This is a genomic window from Shewanella colwelliana ATCC 39565, from assembly GCF_000518705.1.
Taxonomy (GTDB): Bacteria; Pseudomonadota; Gammaproteobacteria; order Enterobacterales; family Shewanellaceae; genus Shewanella; species Shewanella colwelliana.
On sequence record NZ_JAEC01000046.1, the window covers coordinates 1 to 16181 of the forward strand.

At 45.4% G+C, this 16181-nt stretch carries 12 protein-coding genes; all 12 read left to right on the forward strand.

Going from position 1 to position 16181, the window contains the following annotated elements:
* Window positions 1-335 precede the first annotated feature (335 nt).
* Window positions 336-707: a preprotein translocase subunit SecE gene (gene secE / locus L876_RS0116010; RefSeq protein ID WP_028764722.1), complete on the forward strand. Its 372-nt coding sequence runs from the start codon at window positions 336-338 to the stop codon at window positions 705-707.
* A gap of 9 nt (window positions 708-716) precedes the next feature.
* Window positions 717-1259, forward strand: coding sequence for a transcription termination/antitermination protein NusG (gene nusG / locus L876_RS0116015; protein ID WP_028764723.1), 543 nt, complete (start codon window positions 717-719; stop codon window positions 1257-1259).
* Between the two features lie 126 nt (window positions 1260-1385).
* Window positions 1386-1814, forward strand: coding sequence for a 50S ribosomal protein L11 (gene rplK, locus L876_RS0116020; protein WP_028764724.1), 429 nt, complete (start codon window positions 1386-1388; stop codon window positions 1812-1814).
* A gap of 4 nt (window positions 1815-1818) precedes the next feature.
* Window positions 1819-2520, forward strand: a complete 702-nt coding sequence (rplA, locus tag L876_RS0116025; protein WP_028764725.1) for a 50S ribosomal protein L1 — start codon at window positions 1819-1821, stop codon at window positions 2518-2520.
* Between the two features lie 279 nt (window positions 2521-2799).
* Window positions 2800-3297 (forward strand): 50S ribosomal protein L10, encoded by a 498-nt coding sequence (rplJ, locus tag L876_RS0116030; protein ID WP_028764726.1) that lies wholly within the window; start codon window positions 2800-2802, stop codon window positions 3295-3297.
* A gap of 53 nt (window positions 3298-3350) precedes the next feature.
* The gene (gene rplL, locus L876_RS0116035; protein ID WP_028764727.1) at window positions 3351-3716 is read left to right on the forward strand and encodes a 50S ribosomal protein L7/L12; all 366 of its coding nucleotides are present in this window, start codon (window positions 3351-3353) and stop codon (window positions 3714-3716) included.
* Between the two features lie 240 nt (window positions 3717-3956).
* Window positions 3957-7988, forward strand: coding sequence for a DNA-directed RNA polymerase subunit beta (rpoB, locus tag L876_RS0116040; protein ID WP_028764728.1), 4032 nt, complete (start codon window positions 3957-3959; stop codon window positions 7986-7988).
* Window positions 7989-8070: 82 nt separating this feature from the next.
* Window positions 8071-12285 (forward strand): DNA-directed RNA polymerase subunit beta', encoded by a 4215-nt coding sequence (gene rpoC, locus L876_RS0116045; RefSeq protein WP_028764729.1) that lies wholly within the window; start codon window positions 8071-8073, stop codon window positions 12283-12285.
* Window positions 12286-12474: 189 nt separating this feature from the next.
* Window positions 12475-12849, forward strand: coding sequence for a 30S ribosomal protein S12 (rpsL, locus tag L876_RS0116050; RefSeq protein ID WP_028764730.1), 375 nt, complete (start codon window positions 12475-12477; stop codon window positions 12847-12849).
* 79 nt (window positions 12850-12928) lie between these two features.
* On the forward strand, window positions 12929-13399 hold the full coding sequence (rpsG, locus tag L876_RS0116055; protein ID WP_028764731.1) for a 30S ribosomal protein S7: 471 nt from the start codon (window positions 12929-12931) through the stop codon (window positions 13397-13399).
* Window positions 13400-13474: 75 nt separating this feature from the next.
* Entirely contained in the window at window positions 13475-15571 is a 2097-nt protein-coding gene (gene fusA, locus L876_RS0116060) for an elongation factor G (protein ID WP_028764732.1), read from the forward strand.
* A gap of 79 nt (window positions 15572-15650) precedes the next feature.
* On the forward strand, window positions 15651-16181 hold a 531-nt coding region (locus tag L876_RS0116065; RefSeq protein WP_028764733.1), incomplete at its 3' end, for a GTP-binding protein.

A 16181-nucleotide genomic window follows, 5' to 3' on the forward strand; every position in this document is an offset into this window, starting at 1 on the left:
TCCGTGAAGGTGGCCGTACAGTTGGTGCTGGTGTTGTAGCTGAGATCGTAGCTTAATCGCAACGAGTCTTAACAGACACTAAAAAGGGCAGCTTAGGCTGCCTTTTTTGTTTTTGGCGGCAGATATTTGTGAGTAACAATGCGTGTGCCGCCTTGCCAATCGCTCTGAATAAGAATACAATCTATGGCCGATTTTTGACCCTCTGGGCTTACTTTTTGCTCTGGGAGTGAGTAAGTTCGGGTAAATAGTAAGGTGGTTGGATGGTCTTTTACAAAAAAGGCGATTCAAGCTATCGAAACTTAAGCTCAGGTCGTAGTGAGTAACGGAATCAACCGATGACAACAAATACTGAAAGCCAGGGTAACTCTCTGGATATCGTAAAATGGGGCGTAGTAGTTATTCTGCTAGCTGCTGCCATTATTGCTAATCAAATGTATAGCGAAGCTAGCGTATTAGTTCGTGCTATCGGTGTCGTAGTGGCATTCGCGGTAGCGGGCTTTATCGCTCTACAAACCGAGAAAGGTAAGCAAGCCTTAACTTTTGCTCGTGAGTCGCACATTGAAGTTCGTAAGGTTGTTTGGCCAACACGTCAAGAAGCCCTTAATACGACATTCATCGTTCTAGCGGCAACCGGTATACTTGCATTAATCCTTTGGGGTATGGATGCAGTATTGCTGAGAATTGTTAATTTTATTACAGGCGTATAGGCATTTCGTATGACTGAAGCTAAAAAAAGATGGTATGTGGTTCAGGCCTTTTCTGGTTATGAAGGTCGTGTTTGCAAATCATTGCTTGAACACATCAAAATGCACGAAATGGAGCACCACTTTGGCGAGGTTTTAGTACCGACTGAAGAAGTGGTTGAAATGCGCGCTGGTCAACGTCGTAAAAGCGAACGTAAATTCTTTCCTGGCTACGTACTCGTACAGATGGATATGAATGATGAAAGCTGGCATTTAGTGAAAAGCATCCCACGTGTGATGGGTTTCATTGGTGGAACTTCAGATCGTCCTGCACCGATTTCAGATAAAGAAGCTGATGCAATTTTGCAACGCCTTCAAGAGACCACTGAGTCTCCAACGCATCGCGTTATATTTGAACCAGGTGAAGTTGTTCGTGTTACTGATGGTCCTTTCGCAGACTTTAACGGTACTGTGGAAGAGGTTGATTATGAGAAGAACCGAGTGAAAGTATCGGTGATGATCTTCGGTCGTTCAACGCCTGTAGAACTTGATTTTGGTCAGATTGAAAAAAGCTGATTAAATAAAGCACAAAACGTATTGGAAATGGGTGCGGATTTTTGTATAATCCGCACCCATTATTTTCGGGGAGCTAACCGACATGTTGTCGCTAGCGTTTGTACCCATACTTGAGGAAAATGTCTCATGGCAAAGAAAGTTGATGGTTACATCAAACTACAAGTAGCAGCCGGTGCTGCAAATCCGTCGCCACCAGTTGGTCCAGCATTGGGTCAGAAAGGTGTTAACATCATGGAATTCTGTAAAGCATTCAACGCTCGTACTGAAAAGTTCGACAAAGGTATGCCAATTCCTGTAGTTATCACTGTTTACACTGATCGCTCTTTCACTTTTGAAACTAAGACTCCACCTGCTTCATTCCTACTGCTTAAAGCAGCTGGTCTTAAGTCTGGTTCTGGCCGTCCTAACACTGAAAAAGTGGGAACTATCAAGCGTAGCGCTGTCCAGGAAATCGCTGAGACTAAAGCCGCTGATATGACTGGTGCTGATATTGATGCGATGACTCGCACAATTGAAGGTACTGCGCGTTCAATGGGTTTGGTAGTAGAGGATTAATATAATGGCAAAGCTAACTAAACGCGCGCGTTTGATCCGCGAAAAAGTAGAAGTAACTAAAAGCTACGATATCAACGAAGCTGTTGCACTACTAAAAGAACTAGCTACTGCTAAGTTCGTTGAAAGTGTAGACGTAGCGGTTAACCTAGGTGTTGACCCACGTAAATCTGACCAAAACGTGCGTGGTGCTACTGTACTACCACACGGTACTGGTCGTGACGTACGTGTTGCTGTGTTCACTCAAGGTGCTAACGCTGACGCTGCTAAAGAAGCAGGTGCTGAGCTAGTTGGTATGGACGAGCTTGCTGCACAAGTTAAAGCCGGTGAAATGAACTTTGACGTAGTAATTGCATCACCAGACGCTATGCGCGTTGTTGGTCAGTTAGGTCAAATCTTAGGCCCACGTGGTCTAATGCCTAACCCAAAAACTGGTACAGTAACGCCTAACGTTGCCGAAGCAGTTAAGAATGCAAAAGCTGGTCAAGTGCGTTACCGCAATGACAAGAACGGTATCATCCACACTACTATTGGTAAAGTGGACTTTGAAGCTGTTCAACTACAAGAAAACCTTGAAGCTCTACTTGGCGCGCTTATCAAAGCTAAGCCAGCAGCCGCTAAAGGCGTTTTCGTTAAGAAAGTTAGCATCTCTACCACTATGGGTGCAGGTGTTGCAGTAGATCAGGCTACCCTGACTCCAGCTGCTTAATTTCTTAGCTTGTTTTACAAAGTGGGTGTATTAGTCTATAATGCGCGCACTTTGTGGGTTGAGGTCTATTTTCTAACGCTTTATTGCGCGACGAGATAGGCCCTCGTCCAAGACCGTAGGTGTTAGCGTATTACGATAACTTAATTTCCTACGTAGACGGTGTCGGACCCCAGTTAGATTTTATTCTGCCTGGATATTCGCGCCGTAAGTAACTAAGTCAGTAGATTTAGTTTGGTAATTGCTAGGGAATTCCCTAGATAGAATCCAGGAGTAAAGCCAATGGCATTAAGACTCGAAGACAAAAAAGCGATTGTTGCTGAAGTCAACGAAGCTGCCAAAGGTGCTTTATCTGCAGTTGTTGCCGATTCACGCGGTGTAACTGTAGGTGATATGACCGGTCTTCGTAAAGCCGCTCGTGACGCTGGTGTGTACGTTAAAGTTGTACGTAACACTCTAGTTAAACGCGCTGTTGAAGGTACTGATTTTGAGTGCCTAAGCGATACGTTTACTGGTCCTACTTTGATTGCATTCTCTAATGAGCACCCAGGTGCAGCTGCGCGTCTTCTAAAAGATTTCGCTAAAGCGCAAGAGAAGTTTGAGATCAAAGCAGCAGCCTTTGAAGGGGAATTAATCCCTGCAGACAACATTGATCGTTTAGCAAAACTACCAACATACGAAGAAGCACTAGCTCAGTTCATGATGACTCTAAAAGAAGCATCTGCTGGCAAGTTCGTTCGTACATTGGCCGCTCTACGCGATCAGAAAGAAGCTGCTTAATTTTACAAGCCGCTTAATTAAATTGAATTCAGTACAATTAGGAATTTTTTGTTATGTCTATCACTAAAGACCAAATCTTAGAAGCCCTTGCAGAAATGTCTGTAATGGAAGTTGTTGAACTAATCGAAGCAATGGAAGAGAAGTTCGGCGTTTCTGCCGCTGCTGCTGTTGTTTCTGGTGGTGGCGATGCCGCTGCTGCTGAAGAGAAAACAGAATTCGACGTAATTCTTACTTCTCACGGCGACAACAAAGTTGCAGTAATTAAAGCTCTTCGTGGCGCTACAGGTCTAGGCCTGAAAGAAGCTAAAGGCATGGCTGAATCTGCTCCAGTAGCAGTTAAAGAAGCTATCTCTAAAGAAGAAGCTGAAGCTCTTAAGACTGATCTAGAAGCGGCTGGTGCTGCTGTTGAGATCAAGTAAGTTATAATATAACTTACAACCTCCCGAGTCATCGGGTGGAGGCTGGCGGTTTTTTAACCGTCGGCCTTTTTTGCGCTGTAAGCGTAGGCGATTTTTTATTCACCGTTTGTCGCCAGATTTCGCAGTTCCGAGCAGAGATTACTGGCTGGGTTCTTGCTATCAACGGTGATGGGCAAACGTGCTGTTACGACCGAATGTGTTGTTTCAGTCTTGGTCACATCTCGCAATCAGAGGAAACCCATGGTTTACTCCTATTCTGAAAAGAAGCGTATTCGCAAAGACTTTGGTAAGCGTCCACAAGTTTTGGATATCCCTTACCTATTGTCAATCCAGTTGGACTCCTTTAAGAAGTTCACCGATCAAGATCCTACAGGCGAGCGTGGTTTAGAAGCCGCTTTCCGTAGCGTTTTTCCCATCAAGAGCTTTTCTGGTAATTCAGAGCTGCAATATGTCAGCTACAAGCTAGGCGAGCCAGTTTTTGATGTGAAAGAGTGTCAAATTCGCGGTGTTACATACTCTGCGCCACTACGTGTTAAGTTGCGTATGGTTCTGTATGATCGTGAAGCTGCACCAGGCACAGTAAAAGACATTAAAGAACAAGAAGTCTATATGGGGGATATCCCTCTGATGACTGACAACGGTACCTTTGTTATCAATGGTACTGAGCGTGTTATCGTTTCTCAGTTGCACCGTAGTCCTGGTGTATTCTTCGATCACGATCGTGGTAAGACCCACTCTTCTGGTAAGGTGCTTTATAACGCACGTATTATTCCTTACCGTGGTTCTTGGTTGGATTTTGAATTCGATCCGAAAGATGCACTATTTGTACGTATTGACCGTCGTCGTAAACTTGCGGCTTCAATCATTTTGCGTGCACTAGACTACTCTACTCAAGATATCCTTGATCTGTTCTTTGAACGCGTTCAATACAAGATTAAGAAAGATACCTTGGTAATGGAGCTAGTCGCTGACCGTCTTCGCGGTGAAACAGCAAGCTACGACATTAAAGATGCTGAAGGTACTATCTTAGTTGAGAAAGGACGTCGTATTACTGCGCGCCATATTAAGCAACTAGAGAAAACCAACACGACTGAGCTTGAAGTACCAGTTGAATACATCTCAGGCAAGATTTCTGCACAAGATTATATCGACCCAGATACGGGCGAAGTGTTGGTGTCTGCAAACGCAGAGATCAGCTTAGAAGATCTTGCTAAGTTATCTATGGCTGGCATTAAAGAGATCGATACACTGTTTATCAACGAGCTTGATCACGGTGCATATATCTCTGACACATTGCGTATCGATTCTACAGCTAACCGTCTAGAAGCGTTGGTTGAGATCTACCGCATGATGCGTCCTGGTGAGCCACCAACCAAAGATGCTGCAGAAGCACTATTCCAGAACTTGTTCTTCAGTGAAGAGCGTTATGATCTATCTAAAGTAGGTCGTATGAAGTTCAACCGTCGTCTAAGCATTGATGATGACGAAGGTACTGGCATTCTTACCAAAGAAGATATCGTTGCTGTAATGCAAAACATCATCAAAATCCGTAACGGTAATGATGAAGTTGATGATATCGATCACTTGGGTAACCGTCGTATCCGTAGTGTTGGTGAAATGGCTGAAAACCAGTTCCGTGTAGGTCTTGTTCGTGTAGAACGTGCCGTACGTGAGCGTTTGAGCCTTGGTGATCTTAACGAGCTTATGCCGCAAGATCTGATCAACGCTAAGCCTATTTCTGCAGCAGTGAAAGAGTTCTTCGGTTCTTCTCAGCTGTCTCAGTTCATGGACCAAAACAACCCACTATCAGAAGTGACTCATAAGCGTCGTATTTCGGCTCTTGGTCCTGGTGGTTTGACTCGTGAGCGTGCAGGTTTCGAAGTTCGAGACGTTCACCCAACTCACTATGGTCGCCTATGTCCAATTGAGACCCCTGAAGGTCCAAACATTGGTCTAATTAACTCGTTAGCAAGCTTTGCGCGCACTAACTCTTATGGCTTCTTAGAAACACCATACCGCAAGGTTGTTGATGGTGTGATTACTGATGATATCGATTACTTGTCAGCTATCGAAGAAGGCCGTTATGTGATTGCACAGGCTAACATCGAAGTTGATGCCAGTGGCCGTATGATGGAAGAGCAGATTGCTTGTCGTCATAAAGGTGAGTCTACCTTTATGCGTGCTGCAGACGTTCAGTATATGGATGTATCTCCACAGCAGATTATTTCTGTTGCGGCATCGCTTATTCCATTCCTAGAACACGATGATGCTAACCGTGCATTGATGGGTGCGAACATGCAACGTCAGGCGGTTCCAACATTGCGTGCTGATAAGCCGCTAGTTGGTACTGGTATCGAGCGTACGCTAGCAGTTGACTCTGGTGTTGTTGTGGCAGCAAAACGTGGTGGTTATGTAGACTACGTTGATGCAAGCCGTATCGTTGTTAAGGTAAATGAATCTGAATTGACACCAGGCGAAGCTGGTATCGACATTTATAACTTAACCAAATACACCCGTTCTAACCAAAACACCTGTATTAACCAACGTCCTTGTTGCAGTGTTGGCGACCCAGTTGTTCGTGGTGACGTGCTAGCCGATGGTCCATCAACCGATTTGGGTGATTTGGCACTTGGCCAAAACATGCGTATCGCGTTCATGCCTTGGAATGGTTACAACTTCGAAGATTCGATCTTAATCTCTGAGCGTGTAGCGATGGAAGATCGCTTCACCACTATCCACATTCAGGAGCTTTCTTGTATTGCTCGTGATACTAAGTTGGGTAGCGAAGAGATCACTGCTGATATTCCAAACGTAGGTGAGTCTGCGCTTTCTAAGCTAGATGAATCAGGTATCGTTTATATTGGTGCTGAAGTTAAGGGTGGCGACATCCTAGTCGGTAAAGTGACTCCTAAGGGTGAAACTCAGCTGACACCAGAAGAGAAGCTATTGCGTGCTATCTTCGGTGAAAAAGCATCTGATGTTAAAGATAGCTCACTACGTGTACCTAATTCAGTTAAAGGTACAATCATCGACGTTCAGGTATTTACCCGTGACGGCGTTGAGAAAGATAAGCGTGCGGTAGAAATCGAAGAGATGCATATCGCTCAGGCTAAGAAAGATCTGACTGAAGAATTTAAGATTCTTGAAGATGGTGTACTTGGTCGTGCCCGCAACCTACTGTTAGGTGCAGGCTATACTGAAGCACAACTTGATGCTATTCCACGTTCACAGTTGCTAGTACAAACTATCGACGACGAAGCGAAGCAAACTGAATTAGAGCAGTTGGCTGAGCAAGCGGAAGAGTTAAAAGCTGACTTCGATAAGAAGTTCGAGATCAAACGTCGTAAGATCACTCAAGGTGATGACTTAGCACCTGGCGTACTGAAGATCGTTAAGGTTTACCTTGCGGTTAAGCGTACTATCCAGCCTGGTGATAAGATGGCGGGTCGTCACGGTAACAAGGGTGTTATCTCTAAGATTAACCCTGTAGAAGATATGCCGTACGACGAAAATGGTAACCCTGTGGACATCGTATTGAACCCACTAGGTGTACCATCTCGTATGAACATCGGTCAGGTTCTTGAAGTGCATTTAGGTGCTGCAGCGAAAGGTATCGGTGACAAGATCACTGCAATGCTAGAAGAGCAGCGCGAACTTGCAGAGCTTCGTAACTACATCAAGCAAGTTTATGAACTCGGTGAAGAGGTGCAGCAGCGCGTCGATATCGATTCATTTACCGATGAAGAAGTTCTACGTCTTGCTAAGAACCTAAAAGGCGGTATCCCGACTGCGACACCTGCATTCGATGGTGCGAAAGAGAAAGAAATTAAGGAGATGCTAGAACTAGCAGGTCTTCCTACTTCTGGACAACGTACCTTGTTTGACGGTCGTACCGGTAATCAATTTGAACGTCCAGTAACCGTTGGTTACATGTACATGCTTAAACTTAACCATTTGGTTGACGATAAGATGCACGCGCGTTCAACTGGTTCTTACAGTCTTGTTACTCAGCAGCCATTGGGCGGTAAAGCTCAGTTTGGTGGTCAGCGTTTCGGTGAGATGGAAGTATGGGCACTTGAAGCATACGGTGCTGCTTACACTCTACAAGAAATGCTTACTGTTAAGTCAGATGACGTTAACGGTCGTACTCAGATGTATAAGAACATCGTCGACGGTAACCATCAGATGCAACCAGGTATGCCTGAGTCCTTCAACGTATTGCTGAAGGAGATCCGTTCACTCGGTATTAATATCGAGTTGGATCAAGAGTAAGACTAAGGCATCGCCGAAGTTTGACAATAAACGGTGCTCTGCGTGAGCGGAGCACCCGGTTTAACTCCTTCAGGAGAGAAACGTGAAAGACTTATTAAAGTTTCTGAAACAGCAAAGCAAGACTGAAGAATTCGAAGGGATCAAGATTGGCCTAGCGTCGCCAGATCTCATCCGCTCTTGGTCATTTGGTGAAGTTAAGAAGCCAGAAACCATCAACTACCGTACTTTCAAGCCTGAGCGTGAAGGTTTGTTCTGTGCGCGTATTTTTGGTCCAGTAAAAGACTACGAATGTTTATGCGGTAAGTATAAGCGTCTTAAACACCGTGGTGTGATCTGTGAGAAGTGTGGCGTAGAAGTTACCCAGACTAAAGTGCGTCGTGAGCGTATGGGTCACATCGATCTAGCTAGCCCTGTGGCACACATTTGGTTCTTGAAATCATTGCCGTCCCGTATCGGTTTGATGCTAGATATGACTCTTCGTGATATCGAACGTGTACTTTACTTCGAATCATTTGTAGTGATCGAGCCTGGCATGACCAGTCTTGAACGCGGCCAAATGCTGACTGAAGAAAACTACCTCGATGCACTTGAAGAGTACGGTGATGAGTTCGAAGCCAAGATGGGCGCTGAAGCAGTTCTAGAATTGCTACGTGCTATCGATCTTGAAAAAGAGATTGAGATGATGCGCGAAGAATTGCCATCAATCAACTCTGAAACACGTCGTAAGAAGATCACTAAGCGCCTTAAGCTAATTGAAGCGTTCTTCACTTCAGGCAACAAGCCAGAGTGGATGATCCTCAAGGTGCTTCCGGTTCTGCCACCTGATCTACGTCCTCTTGTACCACTAGATGGCGGTCGTTTTGCTACGTCTGATTTGAACGACCTTTACCGTCGTGTGATCAACCGTAACAACCGTCTAAAGCGTCTATTAGACCTAGCTGCTCCAGACATCATCGTACGTAACGAAAAACGTATGTTGCAAGAGTCTGTTGATGCGCTATTAGATAACGGTCGTCGTGGTCGTGCTATTACAGGTTCTAACAAGCGTCCGCTTAAATCTTTGGCTGATATGATCAAAGGTAAGCAAGGTCGTTTCCGTCAGAACTTGCTAGGTAAACGTGTTGACTATTCTGGTCGTTCGGTAATTACCGTTGGTCCTACTCTGCGTCTACACCAGTGTGGTCTTCCTAAGAAGATGGCACTTGAGCTATTTAAGCCATTCATCTATGGCAAGTTAGAAGGTCGTGGCCTAGCTACTACCATCAAAGCTGCTAAGAAGATGGTTGAACGTGAAGTTCCTGAAGTATGGGACGTGCTCGATGACGTGATCCGCGAACATCCAGTGATGCTTAACCGTGCACCAACACTGCACAGATTGGGTATCCAGGCGTTCGAGCCGGTCCTAATTGAAGGTAAAGCGATTCAGCTACACCCACTCGTTTGTGCGGCATACAACGCCGACTTCGATGGTGACCAAATGGCTGTTCACGTGCCACTGACGCTTGAAGCGCAGTTGGAAGCACGTTCATTAATGATGTCGACCAACAACATCCTTTCACCTGCAAACGGTGAGCCGGTGATCACACCGTCACAGGACGTTGTATTGGGTCTATATTACACCAGCCGTGAGTGCATTAACGGTAAAGGTGAGGGCATGGCCTTTGAATCAGTTGCTGAAGTTGAAAAAGCTTACCGCACTGGTTGTGCAGAGCTTCACGCTCGCGTCAAAGTTCGTGTTACTGAGACAACAATTGCTGATAATGGTGAACGCACTGAAAGCCGTCGTATCGTAGATACTACTGTTGGTCGTGCTTTACTGTCGCAGGTTCTGCCTAAAGGCTTATCTTATGATTTGGTTAACCAAAACATGGGTAAGAAGCAGATCTCTAAATTGTTGAACACCTGTTACCGTCAACTGGGTCTTAAAGATACCGTTATCTTTGCAGACCAATTGATGTATACCGGTTTCCATTTCGCGACAGTATCGGGTGCCTCTGTAGGTATCAACGATATGGTTATTCCTGATGAAAAGTACACGCTTGTAGCTGATGCTGAAGCTGAAGTACTTGAGATTCAAGAACAGTTCCAGTCGGGTCTTGTTACTGCTGGTGAGCGTTACAACAAAGTTATCGATATCTGGGCAAGTGCCAACGAAAAAGTTTCTAAAGCGATGATGGATAACCTGTCTACTGAGACAGTGATTAACCGTGATGGTGAAGAAGAAACTCAAGCTTCGTTCAACAGCATCTATATGATGGCCGACTCAGGCGCTCGTGGTAGTGCTGCACAGATTCGTCAGTTAGCCGGTATGCGTGGTCTGATGGCTAAGCCAGATGGCTCAATCATCGAAACCCCTATTACAGCGAACTTCCGTGAAGGTCTAAACGTACTACAGTACTTTATCTCTACTCACGGTGCGCGTAAGGGTCTAGCGGATACGGCACTTAAGACTGCGAACTCGGGTTACCTAACTCGTCGTCTTGTAGACGTTGCACAAGATTTAGTTGTTATCGAAGACGATTGTGGTACACACGAAGGTCTAACAATGAAGCCGCTTATTGAAGGTGGTGACGTTGTTGAGCCATTACGTGAGCGCGTACTAGGTCGTGTGGTTGCAGAAGACGTTTATTACCCAGGTACTGAAGACGTTCTTGCTCCACGCAACACGTTACTTGATGAAGCATGGTGTGACACGCTAGAAGAACATTCAATCGATGAAGTGATTGTACGTTCAGTTATTAGCTGTGATACAGACTTTGGTGTTTGTGCCGCCTGTTATGGTCGTGATTTGGCTCGTGGTCATATCATCAACCAAGGTGAAGCTATCGGTGTTGTTGCTGCTCAGTCAATTGGTGAGCCAGGTACACAGCTTACGATGCGTACATTCCACATTGGTGGTGCGGCATCTCGAGCGTCTGCTGAGAACAACGTTCAAGTTAAGAATGCCGGTACGGTTAAATTACATAACGCTAAGCATGTTTCTAACAGCGAAGGCAAACTGGTTATCGTTTCTCGTTCATCAGAGATCGCGATTATCGATGAGCTAGGCCGTGAGAAAGAGCGTTATAAAGTACCGTATGGTACCGTACTTGAGAAGTTGGAAGATGCAACGGTTTCTGCTGGCGAAATTATCGCTAACTGGGATCCGCATACTCACCCAATCGTTTCTGAAGTAGCGGGTAGCATTAAGTTCGTTGATATGATTGATGGTGTCACCATGACACGTCAAACAGATGAGCTCACCGGTCTATCTTCTATCGTTGTAATGGAAGTTGGTCAACGTCCTACTGCGGGTAAAGAGATGCGTCCTGCGATTCGTCTAGTTGGTGCCGATGGCAACGACTTGATGATTCCTGGTACTGAAGTACCAGCGCAATACTTCTTACCTGGTAAAGCGATTGTTAACCAAGACGATAATGCACCCATTAACGTTGGTGATGCGTTAGCACGTATTCCACAAGAATCGTCTAAGACTCGCGATATTACCGGTGGTCTACCACGTGTTGCTGACTTGTTCGAAGCGCGTAAGCCAAAAGAGCCAGCAATTCTTGCTGAGTACTCAGGTACTATCTCGTTCGGTAAAGAAACTAAAGGTAAGCGTCGTCTTGTGATCACGCCTGCTGATGGTGGTAAGCCGTATGAAGAGATGATTCCTAAGTGGCGTAACCTTAACGTGTTCGAAGGTGAAAAAGTCGAACGTGGTGAAGTTATTGCTGATGGTGCAGAAGCAGCACACGATATCCTACGTCTACGTGGTATTCACAAAGTGGCTAACTATATTGTTAATGAAGTCCAAGACGTATATCGTCTACAGGGTGTAAAAATTAACGATAAGCACATCGAAGTGATTATTCGCCAGATGCTGCGTAAGTGTGAGATCACTGAAGCAGGTGATAGTGAATTCCTACCTGGTGAGCAAGTTGAAGTATCTCGCGTTAAGATCGCTAACCGCGAACTTGAAGCGCAAGGTAAAGCACCTGCTAAGTTCGAACGTGAACTACTTGGTATCACTAAAGCGTCTTTGGCTACTGAGTCATTTATCTCAGCAGCCTCGTTCCAGGAAACAACTCGCGTACTGACCGAAGCTGCCGTTGGCGGTAAGAGTGACAAGTTACGCGGCTTGAAAGAGAACGTAATCGTAGGACGTTTGATCCCAGCCGGTACTGGTTATGCGTATCATCAGAAACGCAACCAAGCTGGTGCTAAAGGTCAGCCTGAACAGGCACCGACTATTAGTGCAAGTGAAGCTGAGCAAAACTTAGCAGATCTACTAAATCTAGCGGGTAGTGCTGAATAATTAGCGCTCAAACGTAAATAGATTGTAAAAAAGGCACCTTTTGGTGCCTTTTTTTACTTTAATTGAGTAAAAAGTTGGCTATTTCTTGACAGAAACACCAGACACTTCTAAAATTTCGCGTCCCACACCTGTGGGATATAGATTTTTCACACCTTACTGTTGAGTTTATCAACTGATTCGGAGCTATACATGGCAACTGTAAACCAGTTGGTACGTAAGCCTCGCTCGCCTAAAGTCATCAAGACTGCCGTGCCAGCGTTGAATGCGTGTCCACAAAAACGTGGTGTTTGTACTCGCGTATACACAACCACACCAAAAAAACCTAACTCTGCACTACGTAAAGTAGCTCGTGTGCGTCTAACTAACGGTTTCGAAGTAACTTCGTACATCGGCGGTGAAGGCCACAACCTGCAGGAGCACAGCGTGATTCTAATCCGTGGTGGTCGTGTTAAAGACTTACCATGTGTTCGTTATCACACTGTACGTGGCGCATTAGACTGTGCTGGTGTTAGTGAGCGTCGTCAAGGACGTTCTAAGTACGGAGCTAAGCGTCCTAAGTCTTAACGTTTTCCGTTAAGTAAGGCCAAGCTAGATTATTTGAGATTCCAGTTTTGGGGTCCCTGAAGCATACGGAGAAATTGTTATGCCAAGACGTCGCGTTGTAGGACAACGTAAAATCCTACCAGATCCAAAATTTCATAGTGAGTTGTTGGCTAAGTTCATCAACGTCATTATGCAGGACGGCAAAAAGTCGACTGCAGAAAAAATTATTTACAAGGCACTAGATGTTGTCGCTGAGAAAAAAAGCGAAGAACATCTAGCTATCCTTGAAGCAGCCCTGGACAACGTACGTCCATCAGTCGAGGTTAAATCTCGTCGTGTTGGTGGTTCTACTTACCAGGTACCATGTGAAGTTCGTCCAGTGCGTCGTAACGCACTAGCGATGCGCTGGTTAGTTGAAGCTGCTCGTAAGCGTGGTGAAAAATCTATGGCTCTACGTCTAGCTGGTGAAATGCTAGACGCTTCAGAAAATAAAGGAACTGCTGTTAAGAAGCGCGAAGACGTGCATCGTATGGCAGAAGCAAACAAAGCGTTTGCTCATTACCGCTGGTAATCTTTTGGTGCAGGCATTTGCCTGCACCATGTTTTACATGACTAAGGTATTTTCCTTAGTAAAGAGGGTTTAATCGTGGCTCGTACAACTCCAATTGAGCGCTACCGTAACATCGGTATCTGTGCTCACGTTGACGCAGGAAAAACCACAACTACAGAACGCGTTCTTTTCTACACCGGTATGTCTCATAAGATCGGTGAAGTCCATGATGGCGCAGCCACTATGGATTGGATGGAACAGGAGCAGGAGCGTGGTATTACTATTACCTCTGCTGCGACTACCACGTTCTGGCGCGGTATGGAGGCACAGTTTACTGAGCACCGTATCAATATCATCGATACACCTGGTCACGTTGACTTTACTATTGAAGTTGAACGTTCGCTACGTGTACTTGATGGCGCAGTTGTTGTGTTCTGTGGTTCATCTGGTGTTGAACCACAGTCAGAAACTGTATGGCGTCAAGCGGACAAGTATCACGTACCGCGCTTAGTGTTTGTCAATAAGATGGACCGCGCAGGTGCAGACTTTGAACGCGTCGTTGAGCAGATACGTAACCGTCTGGGAGCGACTTGTGTACCGATTCAATTGAATATCGGTGCAGAAGAAGAGTTTAAGGGTGTTGTAGACCTAATCAAGATGAAGGCCATTAACTGGAATGAATCTGATCAAGGTATGACATTCACCTACGAAGATATACCAGCTGAGCTAGCCGAAAAGGCAGCTGAGATGCGTGAATATCTAGTAGAAGCAGCAGCAGAAGCGACTGATGAACTGATGGATAAGTACCTCGAAGAGGGCGAGCTATCAGAAGAAGAGATTAAATCTGCACTGCGCAAACGTACTCTTGCTAACGAGATTGTTTTGGCCACCTGTGGTTCTGCGTTTAAGAACAAAGGTGTGCAAGCAGTTCTCGATGCTGTTATTGATTATTTACCATCGCCTGTTGAAGTACCTGCTATTAAAGGTATCGACGACAAGGATCAGGAAGTTGAGCGTCCAGCTGACGACAACGCCCCATTCTCGGCTTTGGCATTTAAGATTGCAACAGACCCATTCGTCGGAACATTGACCTTTATGCGCGTTTATTCGGGTGTATTGGAAACCGGTTCTGGCGTGTATAACTCGGTCAAACAGAAACGCGAGCGAATTGGTCGTATGGTGCAAATGCATGCAAACGATCGAAAAGAGATCAAAGAAGTACGCGCTGGCGACATCGCTGCGGCTATTGGTCTAAAAGATGTCACTACGGGTGACACGCTTTGTGATTCTGACCATAAAGTTATTCTCGAACGTATGGAGTTTCCTGAGCCCGTAATTACGATCGCTGTGGAACCAAGATCCCAAGCCGACCAGGAAAAGATGGCCATTGCGTTGCAAAAACTTGCAGCCGAAGATCCGTCATTCCGTGTTGAAACCAACGAAGAGTCAGGTCAAACACTGATCTCTGGCATGGGTGAATTACACTTAGATATCATCGTAGACCGTATGCGTCGCGAATTTAGTGTTGAGTGTAATGTTGGTAAACCACAAGTAGCGTATCGTGAAACTATTCGCTCGAGTGTAGAAGTAGAAGGTAAGTTCGTACGACAATCAGGTGGTCGAGGTCAATTCGGTCACGTGTGGTTAAAGCTTGAACCTCAAGAAGAGGGTTTCGGTTACGAATTTGCCAACGAGATTGTTGGTGGTGTGATTCCAAGAGAATACATCCCTGCAGTAGATAAAGGGATTCAAGAGCAGATGAAGAACGGCGTACTCGCTGGCTTCCCTGTATTGGACGTTAAAGTCACTCTGTTTGATGGCTCATACCATGATGTCGATTCAAACGAGATGGCGTTTAAAGTTGCTGGCTCTATGGGCTTCAAGAAGGGCGCTCTCGAAGCAGACCCTGCGTTACTAGAACCTTGTATGAAGGTAGAAGTGACCACTCCTGAAGATTATATGGGTGATGTTGTAGGTGATTTAAATAGACGTCGCGGCATGATTGAAGGAATGGACGACGGCATTGGCGGCGTTAAACTTGTTCATGCGGTAGTACCTTTATCTGAAATGTTTGGATACGCAACGGATTTACGTAGTGCCACTCAAGGACGTGCTTCATACTCAATGGAGTTTTTGAAGTACTCTGATGCACCGCAAAATGTTGCAAAGTCAGTGATAGACGCGCGCGGATAACCGCAAATTAGTCTATAACTCATATTGAATGCTATTGCTCAGCAAAGCTGAGCATTTTCTGAAAAGAAAGGAATATATCGTGGCTAAAGAAAAATTTGAACGTAATAAACCCCATGTTAACGTTGGTACTATCGGTCACGTCGACCATGGTAAAACAACTCTAACAGCAGCTATCTCGTCTGTATTGACTAAGACTTACGGTGGTGAAGTTAAGAATTTCGCACAGATCGATAACGCTCCAGAAGAGCGTGAGCGCGGTATTACAATTAATACTTCTCACATCGAATATGACACTCCATCACGTCACTACGCACACGTAGACTGCCCAGGTCACGCGGATTATGTTAAAAACATGATCACTGGTGCTGCACAGATGGACGGCGCAATCCTAGTAGTTGCTTCTACAGATGGTCCAATGCCACAAACTCGTGAGCACATCCTGCTTTCACGTCAGGTTGGTGTTCCATTCATCATCGTATTCATGAACAAGTGTGACATGGTTGATGACGAAGAGCTTCTAGAGCTAGTAGAAATGGAAGTTCGTGAACTTCTTAGCGAATATGACTTCCCAGGTGATGACCTACCAGTTATCCAAGGTTCTGCGCTTAAA

Excerpts from the sequence above, each read along its gene's own strand:
- secE (WP_028764722.1), top strand. The coding sequence starts at position 336 with ATGACAACAAATACTGAAAGCCAGGGTAACTCTCTGGATATCGTAAAA.
- nusG (WP_028764723.1), top strand. The coding sequence starts at position 717 with ATGACTGAAGCTAAAAAAAGATGGTATGTGGTTCAGGCCTTTTCTGGT.
- rplK (WP_028764724.1), top strand. The coding sequence starts at position 1,386 with ATGGCAAAGAAAGTTGATGGTTACATCAAACTACAAGTAGCAGCCGGT.
- rplA (WP_028764725.1), top strand. The coding sequence starts at position 1,819 with ATGGCAAAGCTAACTAAACGCGCGCGTTTGATCCGCGAAAAAGTAGAA.
- rplJ (WP_028764726.1), top strand. The coding sequence starts at position 2,800 with ATGGCATTAAGACTCGAAGACAAAAAAGCGATTGTTGCTGAAGTCAAC.
- rplL (WP_028764727.1), top strand. The coding sequence starts at position 3,351 with ATGTCTATCACTAAAGACCAAATCTTAGAAGCCCTTGCAGAAATGTCT.
- rpoB (WP_028764728.1), top strand. The coding sequence starts at position 3,957 with ATGGTTTACTCCTATTCTGAAAAGAAGCGTATTCGCAAAGACTTTGGT.
- rpsL (WP_028764730.1), top strand. The coding sequence starts at position 12,475 with ATGGCAACTGTAAACCAGTTGGTACGTAAGCCTCGCTCGCCTAAAGTC.
- rpsG (WP_028764731.1), top strand. The coding sequence starts at position 12,929 with ATGCCAAGACGTCGCGTTGTAGGACAACGTAAAATCCTACCAGATCCA.